Annotated in this window: 13 protein-coding genes and 1 other RNA gene; 13 read left to right on the top strand and 1 reads right to left on the bottom strand. The window is 27.4% G+C overall.

Features of this window, described 5'->3' with window-relative positions:
• Positions 1 to 234: 234 nt before the first annotated feature.
• The 6 genes from H612_RS0106525 (at position 235) to murB (ending at position 8196) form a co-directional block, all read left to right on the top strand.
• Positions 235 to 1185: a ribose-phosphate diphosphokinase gene (locus H612_RS0106525; protein WP_027130706.1), complete on the top strand. Its 951-nt coding sequence runs from the start codon at positions 235 to 237 to the stop codon at positions 1183 to 1185.
• A 171-nt stretch (positions 1186 to 1356) separates the two neighbouring features.
• The gene (gene pth / locus H612_RS0106520; protein WP_027130705.1) at positions 1357 to 1914 is read left to right on the top strand and encodes an aminoacyl-tRNA hydrolase; all 558 of its coding nucleotides are present in this window, start codon (positions 1357 to 1359) and stop codon (positions 1912 to 1914) included.
• A 358-nt stretch (positions 1915 to 2272) separates the two neighbouring features.
• On the top strand, positions 2273 to 5824 hold the full coding sequence (mfd, locus tag H612_RS0106515; RefSeq protein WP_027130704.1) for a transcription-repair coupling factor: 3552 nt from the start codon (positions 2273 to 2275) through the stop codon (positions 5822 to 5824).
• Complete coding sequence (locus H612_RS0106510) at positions 5817 to 6383, top strand: DNA-3-methyladenine glycosylase I (protein WP_027130703.1); 567 nt, start codon at positions 5817 to 5819, stop codon at positions 6381 to 6383. The genes mfd and H612_RS0106510 overlap by 8 nt, the downstream gene beginning before the upstream one ends.
• 396 nt (positions 6384 to 6779) lie before the next feature.
• Entirely contained in the window at positions 6780 to 7301 is a 522-nt protein-coding gene (locus H612_RS0106505) for a GrpB family protein (protein ID WP_027130702.1), read from the top strand.
• Entirely contained in the window at positions 7294 to 8196 is a 903-nt protein-coding gene (gene murB / locus H612_RS0106500; RefSeq protein WP_027130701.1) for a UDP-N-acetylmuramate dehydrogenase, read from the top strand. Before H612_RS0106505 ends, murB begins: the two co-directional genes overlap by 8 nt.
• 107 nt (positions 8197 to 8303) lie before the next feature.
• Here the strand turns inward: murB and H612_RS0106495 are convergent, their stop codons facing one another.
• Positions 8304 to 9551, bottom strand: a complete 1248-nt coding sequence (locus tag H612_RS0106495) for a replication-associated recombination protein A (protein ID WP_027130700.1) — start codon at positions 9549 to 9551, stop codon at positions 8304 to 8306.
• A gap of 139 nt (positions 9552 to 9690) precedes the next feature.
• Here H612_RS0106495 and ssrA point away from each other — a divergent pair.
• The 7 genes from ssrA to H612_RS0106460 all read left to right on the top strand — a co-directional run bounded on the left by ssrA (position 9691) and on the right by H612_RS0106460 (position 14392).
• Positions 9691 to 10047, top strand: a transfer-messenger RNA (tmRNA) gene (gene ssrA / locus H612_RS09750).
• Positions 10048 to 10614: 567 nt separating this feature from the next.
• Positions 10615 to 11334 carry an MBL fold metallo-hydrolase gene (locus H612_RS0106485; RefSeq protein ID WP_027130699.1) on the top strand — a complete coding sequence of 240 codons (720 nt, stop codon included), beginning with the start codon at positions 10615 to 10617 and terminating at the stop codon, positions 11332 to 11334.
• Positions 11335 to 11338: 4 nt separating this feature from the next.
• Positions 11339 to 11965: an NfeD family protein gene (locus tag H612_RS0106480; protein WP_027130698.1), complete on the top strand. Its 627-nt coding sequence runs from the start codon at positions 11339 to 11341 to the stop codon at positions 11963 to 11965.
• A gap of 21 nt (positions 11966 to 11986) precedes the next feature.
• Entirely contained in the window at positions 11987 to 12976 is a 990-nt protein-coding gene (floA, locus tag H612_RS0106475; protein ID WP_027130697.1) for a flotillin-like protein FloA, read from the top strand.
• A 25-nt stretch (positions 12977 to 13001) separates the two neighbouring features.
• Positions 13002 to 13499, top strand: a complete 498-nt coding sequence (locus H612_RS0106470; protein ID WP_027130696.1) for a hypothetical protein — start codon at positions 13002 to 13004, stop codon at positions 13497 to 13499.
• Positions 13496 to 13825, top strand: a complete 330-nt coding sequence (locus H612_RS0106465) for a hypothetical protein (protein WP_027130695.1) — start codon at positions 13496 to 13498, stop codon at positions 13823 to 13825. Before H612_RS0106470 ends, H612_RS0106465 begins: the two co-directional genes overlap by 4 nt.
• 18 nt (positions 13826 to 13843) lie before the next feature.
• Entirely contained in the window at positions 13844 to 14392 is a 549-nt protein-coding gene (locus H612_RS0106460) for a hypothetical protein (RefSeq protein WP_027130694.1), read from the top strand.
• Positions 14393 to 14456: the final 64 nt, after the last annotated feature.

Here is a 14456-nt window from a genome sequence, read left to right as displayed (position 1 = left end):
AATCTTGTTATTCAATATCTTAGCATAAAAATGAAATAAAAGAAACTAAAATTTTTTAATTTGTATTTTGAAAAAAATTAGAAATTATCAGAATAAATTTCCTAGAAATTAATTTTTTCTCTAACGGTATCAAATGTAGTGGATGTGGTAGAAATTAAAAAATATTTATGCTATAATAATAAACGGAATACATCTGTATTACTATCGAACCAAATTTTAAGGAGAAAATTTAATATGCTTGTAGATAAACCATTAAAGCTGTTTTCATTAAATGCTAATATCCCACTAGCAAAACAAGTAGCAAAATCACTTGGCATAGAACTAAGTAAATGTAGTGTTAAGAAGTTTAGTGACGGAGAGGTATCTATTAATATAGAAGAGAGTGTACGTGGATCGGAAGTTTTCGTATTACAATCAACAAGTGGACCGGTAAATGATAATTTAATGACTTTATTAATTATGATAGATGCTTTAAGACGTGCCTCTGTTGATACTATTAATGTTGTCATTCCGTATTACGGGTATGCTCGTCAAGATAGAAAAGCGAGAAGTAGAGAACCGATTACTGCAAAATTGGTGGCTAATTTATTAGAAACTGCAGGGGCGGACAGAGTTATAGCATTGGATCTTCATGCACTTCAAATTCAAGGATTCTTTGATATTCCAGTAGATCACTTGATGGCTGCACCTATCATTGCAAGATATTTTAAAGATAAGTTGCCAAACATGGATGATGTAGTTGTCGTATCACCAGATCACGGTGGAGTTACTCGAGCTAGAAAATTAGCTGACTTTTTAAACACACCTATTGCAATAATTGATAAGAGAAGACCTAAACCAAATGTTGCAGAAGTGATGAATATAGTTGGTAATATTGATGGAAAAATCTGTATACTTATTGATGATATAATTGATACAGCGGGTACAATTACTCTTGGAGCACAAGCACTTATAGATAGAGGAGCTAAGGAAGTTTATGCAAGCTGCTCACATGCAGTGCTAAGTGGACAGGCATTAGAAAGAATCGAAAATTCTCCAATTAAAGAATTAGTGTACGCCAATACAATAGATATACCAGAAGAGAAAAAATTAGATAAAATGGTTCCGTTATGTGTTGGTGATTTAATAGCTAAAGCTATTTATAAAATTCATAACAATGAACCGGTAAGTGTTCTTTTTGAATAATAATTAAAAAGTAAAACATAGAAGGCAGCGACTTCGTTGCCTTCTTTAAATGTTGTTAATTATAATATTATAAATCTAATTTTAGTTAAGTATTGTATACTTATTATTTAATGGTAATAAATAATTTAGTAAAAAGAGCGAAAAAATTATTTTATAAAGTGAGGAATAGTAATGAAATTAATAATAGGACTTGGTAATCCTGGAAAACAGTACGAAAACACAAGGCATAATATTGGTTTTATGATTCTTGATGAACTCGCAAAAAATTGGAATGTAAATTTTGATAAAAATAAATTTAATGCAGATTACGCAGTAACATATTATAGCGGAATAAAGTATTTGTTAATAAAACCTACCACTTATATGAATCTTTCAGGTGAGGCAGTTAGAAAGTTTTATGATTACTTTGAAATTAATATGGAAGATGTTCTAGTAATTTATGATGATTTGGACACAAAAACAGCAAACTTTAAATTAAAGGCAAAAGGAAGTAGTGGTGGGCATAATGGAATCAAGAGTATAATAAATCACCTTGGTACGGAGAAATTTAATAGATTAAAAATTGGAATTAACAGACCGATTCCACCAATGAAAGTTGTTGATTATGTTCTCGGGAAATTTTCTAAAGAAGAAATGGGAAAAATCGAAAAAATTTATGGTAAAAGTATAAATTGTATTGAGGATTTTTCAAAACTTTCTTTTGTAGAATTAATGAATAAGTACAATTAATAAAAAGGTATCGGCTCATAAATTCAAAATCATCACAAAATTTTTCTGGTTATAAAAGATACAGAAGGTTACTTATTTTGAAATTTGCTTCATTAAATAACCTTATCTTTTACCTAATAAATTTAACAGATTTATTAATCAATCTGCTCCTAATATTATTTATAGATTGGGATGTTCCTGAAAACTTATCTCGTTTTTTTTAAAGTTTAGCGATGTAAGTTTGTATGGGGGCGACTCTAAAAAATCATTTTTTGTGAAAATATGATTTTTTGGTCGCTCCCTATTTTCCATGTTCAAGTAAACTTAGTAATATTTGTTTTTAGTTTTATATTGAGATAAATTAAATAAGGAGATTTTAATGATAAAAAAAACTTTGTTAGAAATTGTAAATTTTGAATTTGATAGACAGTATAAAAATATTGGTATTTATGGTCAAAATATTACAACTCGTGTTTTAGAAATTTATAACGAATTTAGAAAAAGAAATGTTTCTGTTGTTGTTTTTACAGAAACTAAAGCAGAAGCAGAAGAAATTTTTTCTATAATAAGTGATTTTGAAAAAGAAACCTATATTTATCCCGAGATTGATATATTAAAACGTTTTTCAACAAAAAGTAACGACTTAGTACAAAATTCAATAAAAGTATTAGAGAACCTAGTCTCGAATATTCCTAGTATTGTTATTATACCTATTGAAGCAATTTATCGCACTGTAAAAAATCCTAAAGATTTTAAAAACAATAGTTTTGAAATAACACTTGATACCGTTATTAATTTTGAGGAGTTGCAAAGAAAATTAGTAAATATGGGGTATAAAAGAGTTGAAAGTGTTGATGTAGTTGGAGAATTTTCTAAAAGAGGAAGTATAGTAGATATTTTCAGTCCTCTCAGTGAAAAACCAATTCGTCTTGATTTTTTTGATGATGAATTAGATAGTATAAGAATTTTTGATGAAATTACTCAAAAATCTTTAGAAAAACAAGAAAAAGCGATTATTTATCCAACGAGTGATTTCTTTTTATCTTCTGAAGAAAAAGATTTAGTTGTAAAAAATATTTTAAAAAAATTAGAAGATAGTGAATTAAAAAAATTAGAAAATTATAACGAAGTAAATAGTTATCTTAAAGAGAAAATAGAAGTTTACAACGCTACTGGGGATTTTAGTGAACTAGAAAGTTTTTCGAATTTAGTTTATAACAATACTTTTAGTATTATAGATTATTTACCAAAAGAAACAGTTATTTTCTTTGATAATTATCATAAAATAATAGAAAAAAAAGAAAGTCTTAATGAATATTTTCTAACTAACTTACAAGAAATAAATAGAAATTATATATATCAAGAAGTTGTAGATAATACTGCATTCGAAAAATTGCAAAACTTAGATGTTAGAAAATTTTATTTATCAAATTTAAGACCAAATGAAAAAATAATTGAAAAAAATTACAATTTAGATATTATAGATTTAACTTATTATTCAAGTGAAGACTATTTATCAAAAGAAATTAGAGAAAAACTAGATAGTAACTATAAAGTTTTGATTTCATTAAATACACAAAAACAAAAGGATTATGTAGAAAAAATTCTTTTTGATAATTATTTTTATGATGATATTTACTATGGAGTTAAAAAAGGTAAAATATTTGTAGAGATAAATGGTTATCATCTAAAAGGTTTTGAGGATAAGAAAAATAAAATATTTTTATTGACTCCACATGAGTTGTTTTCAGCAGAAGAAAGAAAAAAGCGTAGAGTTAGATTTAAGTATACCAATTCTGAAAAAATTAGAAACTATCAAGAGTTAAATATTGGCGATTATATAGTTCACGTTAGTCATGGAATTGGACTTTACCAAGGAATAGAAAATGTAGAGGTAAATGGGGTATATAAAGATTTTCTAAAAATTGTTTATGACGGTGGTGATATTATTTATGTTGATATTAATAACATGAACTATATTCAAAAATATACAGCATCAACTGATAATAGAAAACCTGTACTTAATAAACTTGGTACTAAAAAATGGCAACAGGTAAAAAGTAAAGTTCGTCGTGAAATTGAAGATATTTCGGAAGATTTAATAAAGCTTTATATAAAAAGGGAGCTTAGTTCAGGTTATGCTTTTAGTATGGATGGAAATATGCAACATGAATTTGAAGCTGATTTTGATTTTATACCAACAGATGATCAGATTAAAGCTGTAGAGGAAATTAAACGTGATATGGAAAAAGAGCGACCAATGGATAGACTTTTGTGTGGTGATGTTGGTTTTGGGAAGACGGAAGTTGCTATGCGTGTTGCATTTAAGGCGGTTATGGATAGTAAGCAAGTATCGGTTTTAGTACCAACAACATTACTTGCTGAGCAACATTATGAAACATTTTCTAATCGTTTTGCCAATTTCCCAATTAATATAGAAGTCGTAAGTAGATTCAATACTACAAAAGATATTACCAATATTTGTAAGAGATTATCAGAAGGGAAGATAGATATTCTGATTGGAACTCATAAACTTTTAAATGATAAATTTAAATATAAAGATTTAGGGCTTTTAGTAATTGATGAAGAACAACGTTTTGGAGTAAAGCATAAAGAAAAAATAAAACATCTTAAAAATACAGTAGATGTGTTAACCCTTAGTGCCACTCCTATTCCTAGAACTCTCCACATGAGTTTAATTGGTATTCGAGATTTATCAGTTATAGAAACACCACCTAAAGAGCGACAACCTATTCAAACTTTTGTTACTCCAGAGAATAATATGATTATAAAAGAAGCGGTAATGAACGAAGTTCAAAGAGGAGGACAGATTTTTTACGTTTATAATAAAGTAGAGACTATTGATGAAAAGTATTTAGAGTTATCAAAACTATTACCAGATGTTAATATAGCATATGCACATGGAAGAATGAGTCAAAGAGAGTTAGAAAATATCATGTCAGATGTTATCGATAAAAAATATGATATGTTAATAACAACAACTATAATAGAAACTGGAATAGATATTTCGAACGTGAATACTCTTATTGTAGAAGATGCAGATAGATTTGGACTTAGCCAACTTTATCAGCTTCGTGGCCGTGTTGGAAGAAGTAGCAGAGAGGCATATGCATATTTAATGTACAAACCTTTTAAATCATTAACTGAAAACTCAGAAAAAAGACTATCAGCAATAAAAAATTTCACATCATTAGGAAGTGGTTTTAAGATCGCTATGCAAGATTTATCAATAAGAGGAGCTGGTGATGTTCTCGGGGGAAAACAACATGGATTTATAGACTCTGTTGGTTATACTTTATACTCTCAAATGCTAGAACAGGAGTTACTAACTAAAAAAGGAATATTGGAACCAATTTTAGAAAAAGATAGAACACAAAATATTGAATACTATGAAAATATTATAAAAGAAGTTTCTCCAAAATTAAAAAAAGATATTTTTGAAGTACAACAAGATAATTTTGAAATTAAACTTAATGTAGATGCTTTTATTCCTAAAGAATATATAGGAAATGATGCTGATAAAATAGATTTTTATAAAAGATTAAATAATGTTACTACAAATGAGGAAATAGATCAGATAGTGGAAGAACTTATTGACAGATTTTCAGACTTTGGAGAAGAAGTTAACAATCTTATAGATATATGTTATTTGAAAGTTGAAGCAAAAAATACTTTTGTAGAGAGTATAAAAGAACTAGCTAATAAGACTGTTGTGGTGTTTGATAAAAATATATTAAACAGACTAAAAGGTAAAGAGTTGTTTGCAGCCCTAGGTGTTTACAAAGACGCTAGAATAATTGCTAAAGACGGTTTTTTTATAGAAATAGATAAAAAAGATAAGTATAGTATTAGAAGGATCAGAGAAATAATAAACATTGTTAGTAGGAATTTGGAGGAAGAAAATGAATAAAGTAAGGTGTAATTGGGCCAAGAGTGATTTGGATATAATTTACCATGACACTGAGTGGGGTAGAAAAACTCACGATGAAAGAGAATTGTTTGAATACCTAATATTAGAAGGAATGCAAGCAGGATTAAGTTGGTCAATAATACTTAAAAAGCGAGAAAATTTTAAAAAAGCATTTGATAATTTTGATTATAATGTTTGTGCAAATTATCCTGATGAATATTTAGAAAAATTAAGAACTGATGAGGGTATTATAAGAAACAGATTAAAAATTTATGGTGTTAGAAAGAATGCACAAGCATTTCTGAAAATTCAAGAGGAATTTGGTTCATTTAATGATTATATTTGGAGTTTTGTTAATTATACGACAATAAATACTAATATAACAAATTTTGCGGATGTGCCTAGTAAGACGGAATTATCAGATAGAATAAGTAAAGATATGAAAAAACGGGGATTTACTTTTGTGGGAAGCACAATAATATATAGTTTTATGCAAGCGACAGGGATGATAAATGATCATGTGGTAGATTGTTTTTGTCACAAAGAATGCAGCAAGTAAAAAAAGAAAATTGAAAATATAATTAATAAAGTCTGTCAATAAGTTTAAAATAGGTTATTAATTTATGAAAAATGTAATTTTATAGAAATAATTTATTATATAATTCATAACTCATCGAAGTTGAATAATGTTTAATTCTTATATAATTTAAAATAAAGAAATGTTAGATGAATATAATAGTCATTTTTAGCAATGAAATTTTATGATAATAACATAACATGAGAGGATTTAAAAAATATGATTTTTTGGAACAGGATTTTCTTAAGATAGTGTGCTTAACGTTTATTCTAAAATATAACATAACTTAATTTACATTACTTAAGCTTATAATAACTTTACTTTAGTTTAAATAGAGATTATAATATATAAGTATTTAATTATAAGGTTGGACTATATATGAACAAGAGAACTATAAAAATTAAAAAAATTATTGATAATCAGAAGTATAATGATATTTTTGATAGAGAAACCAAAAAAATAAAAAAAATTCCAAAGATGCCTGAATGTGAATTTACTCATATAGGGGCTACTAGCATGAAAAATGTTTTTGGAGAAGACATTGTTGATATACTTGTTGTTGTGGAAAATTTACATGAGATAACAACATTTGACGAAAAAAGGTTAAATAATATAAATTATCATAGAATTGCTCATAATGGTATCAAGGGTGTAATAAAATATGCGAGAATTACAGATTATTTTAATATGAGTTATGATATTGCTCTTTATGTTGTTCAGAGAGAAACAGATATCCATAAAGATTTTTTAAATAGTAAGGAAATTTTTTTAGACAATGAATTAAAAAAAATATATAATGAATTTAAAAATAATTCTATTGAATATAGCTTTAAAGAGTATTCGAAAAGAAAATTAGAATTTATAAATAAAATGCTAAAGAGGATAAAATTAGATGATTAAGGTAAAAAAATTAAGTGATGTGGTGGTAAGTAGTGAAATATTAAAGCAAGAACCATTAAAAAAATATAGTTTTACTAAAACTGGTGGGCAAGCAGATATATTAGTAAAAGTTAATAATGAAATTGATTTACAAAATATAATTAAGTATAGTAGTGAAAATAAAGTAGACTTGACCATATTAGGAAATGGTTCAAATGTACTGATTTCTGATAATGGAATTCGTGGTATAGTGGTAATAACTAGTGATATGAAAAAAATTGAACTTTCTAGTGATAACATTTTGTCTTGTTATGCTGGAACTACATTAAAAGAACTTACCGATTTTTGCATTGAGAATTCTTTAACTAATCTTGAATTTTCTTGTGGTATTCCTGGTAGTGTAGGTGGTGCAATTTTTATGAATGCTGGTGCATATGGTGGAGAAATGAAAGAAGTAGTTCAAAAAGTTGAAGTATTTGATATGAAAGGAAATAAAAAAGTTTATTCAGTTGATGAAATGGATTTTGGTTATCGCCATTCTATTATTCAAGAAACTGGTGAAATTATTTCTAAAGTTTATTTTAAAATGAAAAAAAGTAATAAAGAAGAAATTATTACAAGAGTTAATGAATTGAACAAAATGAGAGAAGCTAAGCAACCATTAGAATATCCTTCGTGTGGTTCAGTATTCAAACGTCCAGAAGGATATTTTGCAGGAAAACTTATACAAGATGCTGGACTTCAGGGGTTAAGCGTTGGAGGTGCACAAGTTTCAAAAAAACATGCTGGTTTTATGGTTAATGTAAATAATGCAACTTGTGAAGATTATAAAAATTTGATAAAAAAAGTTCAAGAAGAAGTATTGAAACATTCAGGGGTAAGTCTTGAATGTGAAGTTAAGATTTTAGGGGAATAAAAGATTTTATAGTGAAAATCGTTGATATTTTTTAGAAATTAATCTTAAAAAATTATAAATAAAAAAGTTGACTTAAAACTTAATTTTAAGTCAACTTTTTTTACTAGTTATTTAGAATCCTTTAAAAATTTTCTATAAGAATTTAAATTTTGTTCATTTTTGTTATTTTGTTTAGGAGAATAAAATTCGTGGTTAAGTAAATTATCAGGAAGATATTGCTGTTTTACATAACCATTGGGATAATCATGTGGATATTTATAACCGATACCACGATTAAGACTATTTGCACCATGATAATGATTGTCACGTAGGTGATTTGGAATAATAAATTTCGGATTTCGTTTAGTTTCTTCTAGTGCGGTGTCAATAGCATTAATAGCACTATTAGATTTTATAGATAAAGCTAGTTGAATTACAGCGTTAGCTAAAGGAATTCTCGCTTCAGGTAAACCAAGCATCTTAGCACTTTCGATGGCAGCATATACGAAAGGACCAATATTAGGATTTGCTAAACCAATATCTTCATAGGCAATAACTGTCATTCTTCGATAAATTGTATCAAGATCACCACTATCAATTAGAAGTGCCAAGTAATATAATGCTGCATCAACATCACTACCACGAATTGACTTTTGAAATGCACTTATAATGTCATAGAATGAATCACCATTTTTATCATAATGTTTAAAGTTTCCTAAAGAAAGTTCAATAAATTTTTCTTTTGTTATATGTTCTTTTTCGTTAGAAAGGTTATTAAGAATTTCAAACGTATTAAGAGAAAACCTTAAATCACCAGAAGAGTTTTGGGCGATAGTTTTAAAAACACTATCATCTATGTTTAAATTTTTTGTGAAAATTTCTCTGTTCAATGAAATTTTTTTTAGATACTCATAAATATCATCTTCCGAAATTTGCCTAAGTTCGAAAATAATTAGCCTAGATCTCACAGCTGGATTTACTGTGTGGTAAGGATTATTAGTTGTACATCCTATAACATAAATATTATCATATTCTATTTCGGGTAGTAAAATGTCTTGCATAGGTTTTGTTAATCTATGAAATTCATCTAAAAGCAAGATAACTTTCTTAAATCTTTTTGATTCCTCAATTACAGTTGTTAAATCTTTTTTTGTACAATTAACAGCATTTAATATTTTAAATTTATAATCAAGTTCATTTGCTAATGCAGAAGCAATAGAAGTTTTTCCAGTTCCTGGAGGTCCATAAAGAATAAAAGAAAACATTTTTTTGTTTTCGACAATTTTTGTTAATACTTTATCACGACCTATAAGATGATATTGACCAATTATATCATCAATCTTTTTAGGACGAAGTTTATTAATAAGTGTTTGCATTTTAACCTCCTATTTTAAATTTAATATTTATACATTTAAAAAGTTCATAAAATATGTATTAAAATTATATCATATATCAACTAATTTTTTAAATTTTACATAATAGAATTTTTGTGGTAAAATATACTAATCACAATTAGGGGATGTTTAGGATTCGACAGGGATGCTAGTCTTCTTGGTGGCATGTAGGAGGGTTGACTTCTTTAACAACACATCAGTTAAATATAACTGGCGAAAAAACAAATTACGCTTTAGCAGCTTAATAAGCTAAAGGCTGATTATTTTGTTTGACTGTGGCAAGATTAATCGGTTCATTTTTAACAGTCTACGATTTTACTTTTCCGTTTGTAAAGTGAAATAAGAGACTAATCAAACTCGTTTTCTATTGCCTGTTTATCGGCTTAAGTAGAAAATTAAATTTAATAGGTAAACTAAACATGTAGAGGCTAAGGAGAGGTATTTTTGGACGCGGGTTCAAATCCCGCCATCTCCATATATATTAAAATAATCATTCATGATGTTTTTTATTCGATAAGATATTCTTTAGAAGAAGTTCTTATTGATTTTTTTTGTTGTTAAAAATATTTGTTAGTAAAACATTTTCTTTATAAAAAAATAATAATATAATAGGTGTAAGAGGAAATTAAACTTAAAAAATATTAGAAAAGGAGGTGGAGATAATTTTCAAGTTATTATCAAAATTTGATATAAATAATTTGGATAATCAAAAAAAAGTATATGAAGGTGGAATAATCTTTATTTTATCAGATGGGTAATCACGTATGGTTAAGCATAACTAATTTAGTAAAGAAAGGCTAGGATACATCTTATATCTGGCAATTTGGGCAATATATTTCTTAATGTGCATTGCGGGTGTAGGATTTGTGTTACATTTACTTAGTATGCCTTGCATTATTATAAAATAAATTTTCTAAATAAAAAAATTTTTTTTGTCATAACTCGTGTTATAAAAGCTTTGCTATGGCTTTTTTTGTTTTATATTTTTTGAAAATATTTACTAGTTATGTTATAATATTTTTATAATCTCAAGGAAGAAAGAATTATGCTAATTAAATTTTCAAATAAGTTATTTTATACTAAACAACGCTATATGTATTTGGAACCAGCTGTTGGATACGTGAAAGGGAAAAATTTTTCGGTAATGATTGATTCGGGAAATGGACCAGAGCAAGTGGAAAGTTTTTTGAAAGATTTAAAAGAAAATAATCTGCCACATCCAAGTTATGTAATACTTACCCATCATCATTGGGATCATAGTTTTGGATCAGCGTATTTGAATATTCCAGTTATATCCACAGAAAAAGCAAAAAATGCTTTAATAGAATTTGCACATTTGAAGTGGGATAACGAAAGTATTGAACAACGAGTAGAAGATGGGGTAGAAATACAATATAGTGCAGATGTATTAAAAAAAGTGTATAGAAATCATGAAATAAAAATAAAAATTCCAGATATTTCAAAATCAGGAGATATAACTTTAAATTTAGGTGAAGAAAAGGTAATTTGTTTTTGTAATGATAATTCACATTCTGATGATGCATTTATAGTATATGTAGTAGACGAGAAAGTTTTATTTTTAGGTGATAGTCATGCCAAAAATTATTATACTAAACCTATGAGCTATGATAAAACAAAACTTAGAGATTATATTGACACCATAAAAAAAATTGATTTCGAGTATGCTATTCCGGGGCATGGGAATATATTTACTAGGAATGATTTGCTAGCATATTTAGAAAAAGAATATACAAAAATGAGGTGATAAAATGGAAAATATATATTTGTATCTCGATTGGATTCTTTTAATCTTAATGTCGCTAACTTTTTGTCAGCAGTTATTCTCAAAAAGATTTAATTTTTATGGAATAATTTCTGTTTTAAGTTTAGCGATTTATATAGCCTTACATTCCTATAGTTCAGAATTAAACATTTTTGTGCTAATAATGTTTTTAGGGGGAATATCTCTCATTATTTTAGAAATGTTTATTCCTGGAGGGATAGTAGGAACAATAGGTGTTATTACTTTGATATGTGCAATAGTCTATGTCAATAAGTCAAGTTATAATATTACATTTATAATTGTTATTTCAATAATTTTATCTATAGCTTTATACATAATAAACAGAAAAGTTTTAAAAAGAGAGTTAGTATTTCTAAATAGGTTAGTCTTGAATGATTCTATTTCAACAGAAGACGGTTATGTAGCGAGCGAAAGTAGATTAGAACTTGTTGGAAAAAATCTTATTGCATATACAGACCTAAGACCAGCTGGGGTAGCTGCGTTAAATGAAGAAAAGTTTGATGTTGTTACAGATGGTGATTTTATTGAAAAAGGTAATGAAATTGAGGTTGTACGTGTCGAAGGAATGCGTGTTATTGTAAGAAAAAAATAATAAAAATAAGGAGGATGTATTATGCCAGAGTTAGTTTTTACGGGTATAATTTTAGTTGTGATTTTAATCGTTTTATCGATATTCTTCACATTTTTCCCACTTGGACTTTGGATTAGTGCTATAGCAGCAGGTGTAAAGGTTAGTATCTTTACATTGGTAGGAATGCGCTTAAGACGTGTTGTTCCAAGTCGAGTGATTAATCCAATGATTAAAGCACATAAAGCTGGATTAGCAGTTACGATTAATCAGCTTGAAAGTCACTATTTAGCAGGAGGGAATGTTGATAGAGTAATTAATGCTCTTATCGCAGCACATCGTGCTAACATAGTTAGTTTAACATTTGAAAGATGTGCAGCAATTGATCTTGCTGGTCGTGATGTACTTCAAGCAGTGCAAATGAGTGTTAATCCAAAAGTAATTGAAACTCCATATATCGCAGGTGTTGCTATAAATGGTATTGAGGTTAAAGCCAAAGCAAGAATTACAGTTCGTGCTAATATAGAAAGATTAGTAGGGGGTGCTGGTGAAGAAACAGTTATCGCCCGTGTAGGTGAAGGTATAGTTTCTACTATCGGTTCATCTGAATCACATACAGTAGTTTTAGAAAATCCAGATAGAATTTCAAAAACAATTCTTGATAAAGGTTTGGATGCAGGAACAGCATTTGAAATCTTATCAATAGATATTTTAGATGTTGATATCGGTCAAAATATTGGAGCTAACTTACAAACTGAGCAAGCTATTGCAGATAAAAATATTGCTCAAGCAAAAGCAGAGCAACGTCGTGCAATGGCTGTAGCAGCTGAGCAAGAAATGAAAGCGAGAATCCAAGAGATGCGAGCTAAAGTAGTAGAAGCAGAAGCAGAATTACCACTTGCAATGGCAAAAGCATTCCAAGAAGGAAATCTTGGTGTAATGGATTATATGAATTATAAAAACCTAGAAGCAGATACAGGAATGAGAGATTCTATTAAACGTATGTCTCAACCAGAAACTGAGAAAAATAAATAATTATTAGATAAAAGGAGGTAGTGAAATGTCGTTTGTATTTTTCGCATTACCTATATCATTTATCATAATTTTTGTTATCTTTTTAACTGTAGTTGTTTCTGATAGTAAGAAATATAGACGAAATTTAGATAATGCAAAACAAGTAGAGTTAGATAGAGCTAGAGAACAAGCATTGAAAACTGTTGAACAAATTAAAAGTAAAATAAAATTTGATTCAGTAACAGAAAATATAGGAACTAATCCAGTAACTAGAAAAACTGAAAAATTAGATTCAGAACATAATACTATAAATTCACGATTTGACACACAAGAAGAGCAGGCTACAGTAAATCAATATCAACAATATTATAATAAAAATAGAAGTAGATTTAAAGAACAGTATGATTTTCAAGATTTTCAAGCCCAAGAAAATAATGAAAAAGATATTCCAACGCTTGTTTTTTCGAAAGAAAATATGGTTAGAGGATTAATAGCCAAAGAATACTTGAATAAAAGAGAACAAGGTAATAGGAGAAGATTATGAATACTGTTGTAATTTGGATAATTATTGGAGTTATAGCCTATCTTATTGATATTTATAAAAATAAGGACCAAAAATCCAAAGAAAAAACTAAAGTTAACAAGAAAGTAAAAAATGTCAATGAAGTTCAAAGAACAAATAATGTTCAAAGAAATAAGAGTTATAATGAAAACAAGAATTATTATAATAATGGATCTGGAAAAAAAGTGCGTCAAATAGTAGATAGAGAAAAAGAAATATATTCTAATTCTCAAATTATAGATAAAGAAAAATTGGTTAATGATATAATTTTTTCAGAAATTTTATCAAGACCTAAAAGCAAACGCTAGATAAATAGGAGGTATACTATGAAAAAGGTTTATAACTATCTAAGTTATTGTATCTATTCATTTATACCTCTTTATGTTTTTTTATTAGTTTATTCATTAATAAAGCAGGATATGGATGATGTGATTTTAATCTTGATACTTATTATTTACTCTGTATCTTCACTTATTGCAGTGAGTTATATGAAACCAAATAATATTTTTGTTTGTGCAAAAAAAGAAGTATCAAAATCAAATGGAATTGATTATGGCTATTTAATCTTAATGATAGTCATAACGTTTTTAGTAATAAATGAAAAATTAGATTTCAGTTTTAAAATTTTATTTTTTCTAAGTTTATGCTTTTTGCTCAATTTTATGTCCTTTAAATATAAATCTTATACTTTGTTATTATTAGGATATAAGTCTTATATTATAAGAGATAAGATAGTTTATAGCAAAAGAGATTTTAAAGAATTAAATAAGATTTTAAAAGAAAAAAAATCTTTGCAAGTAATAGAAATATCAGATAACATATATTTAGAAAAAGAAAAATATAGTTTTACGAATTTTTATTGTAAAGATTGTTAAAGTGGAGTGAAAAAAATATTTAAAATTAAAAGTTTTGTAGCAACTATATAGTTCCTAGTTTACT

Source organism: Gemella cuniculi DSM 15828 (assembly GCF_000425665.1).
In the GTDB taxonomy this organism is placed as follows: domain Bacteria; phylum Bacillota; class Bacilli; order Staphylococcales; family Gemellaceae; genus Gemella; species Gemella cuniculi.
This window is presented reverse-complemented; position numbering and strand designations above follow the sequence as displayed.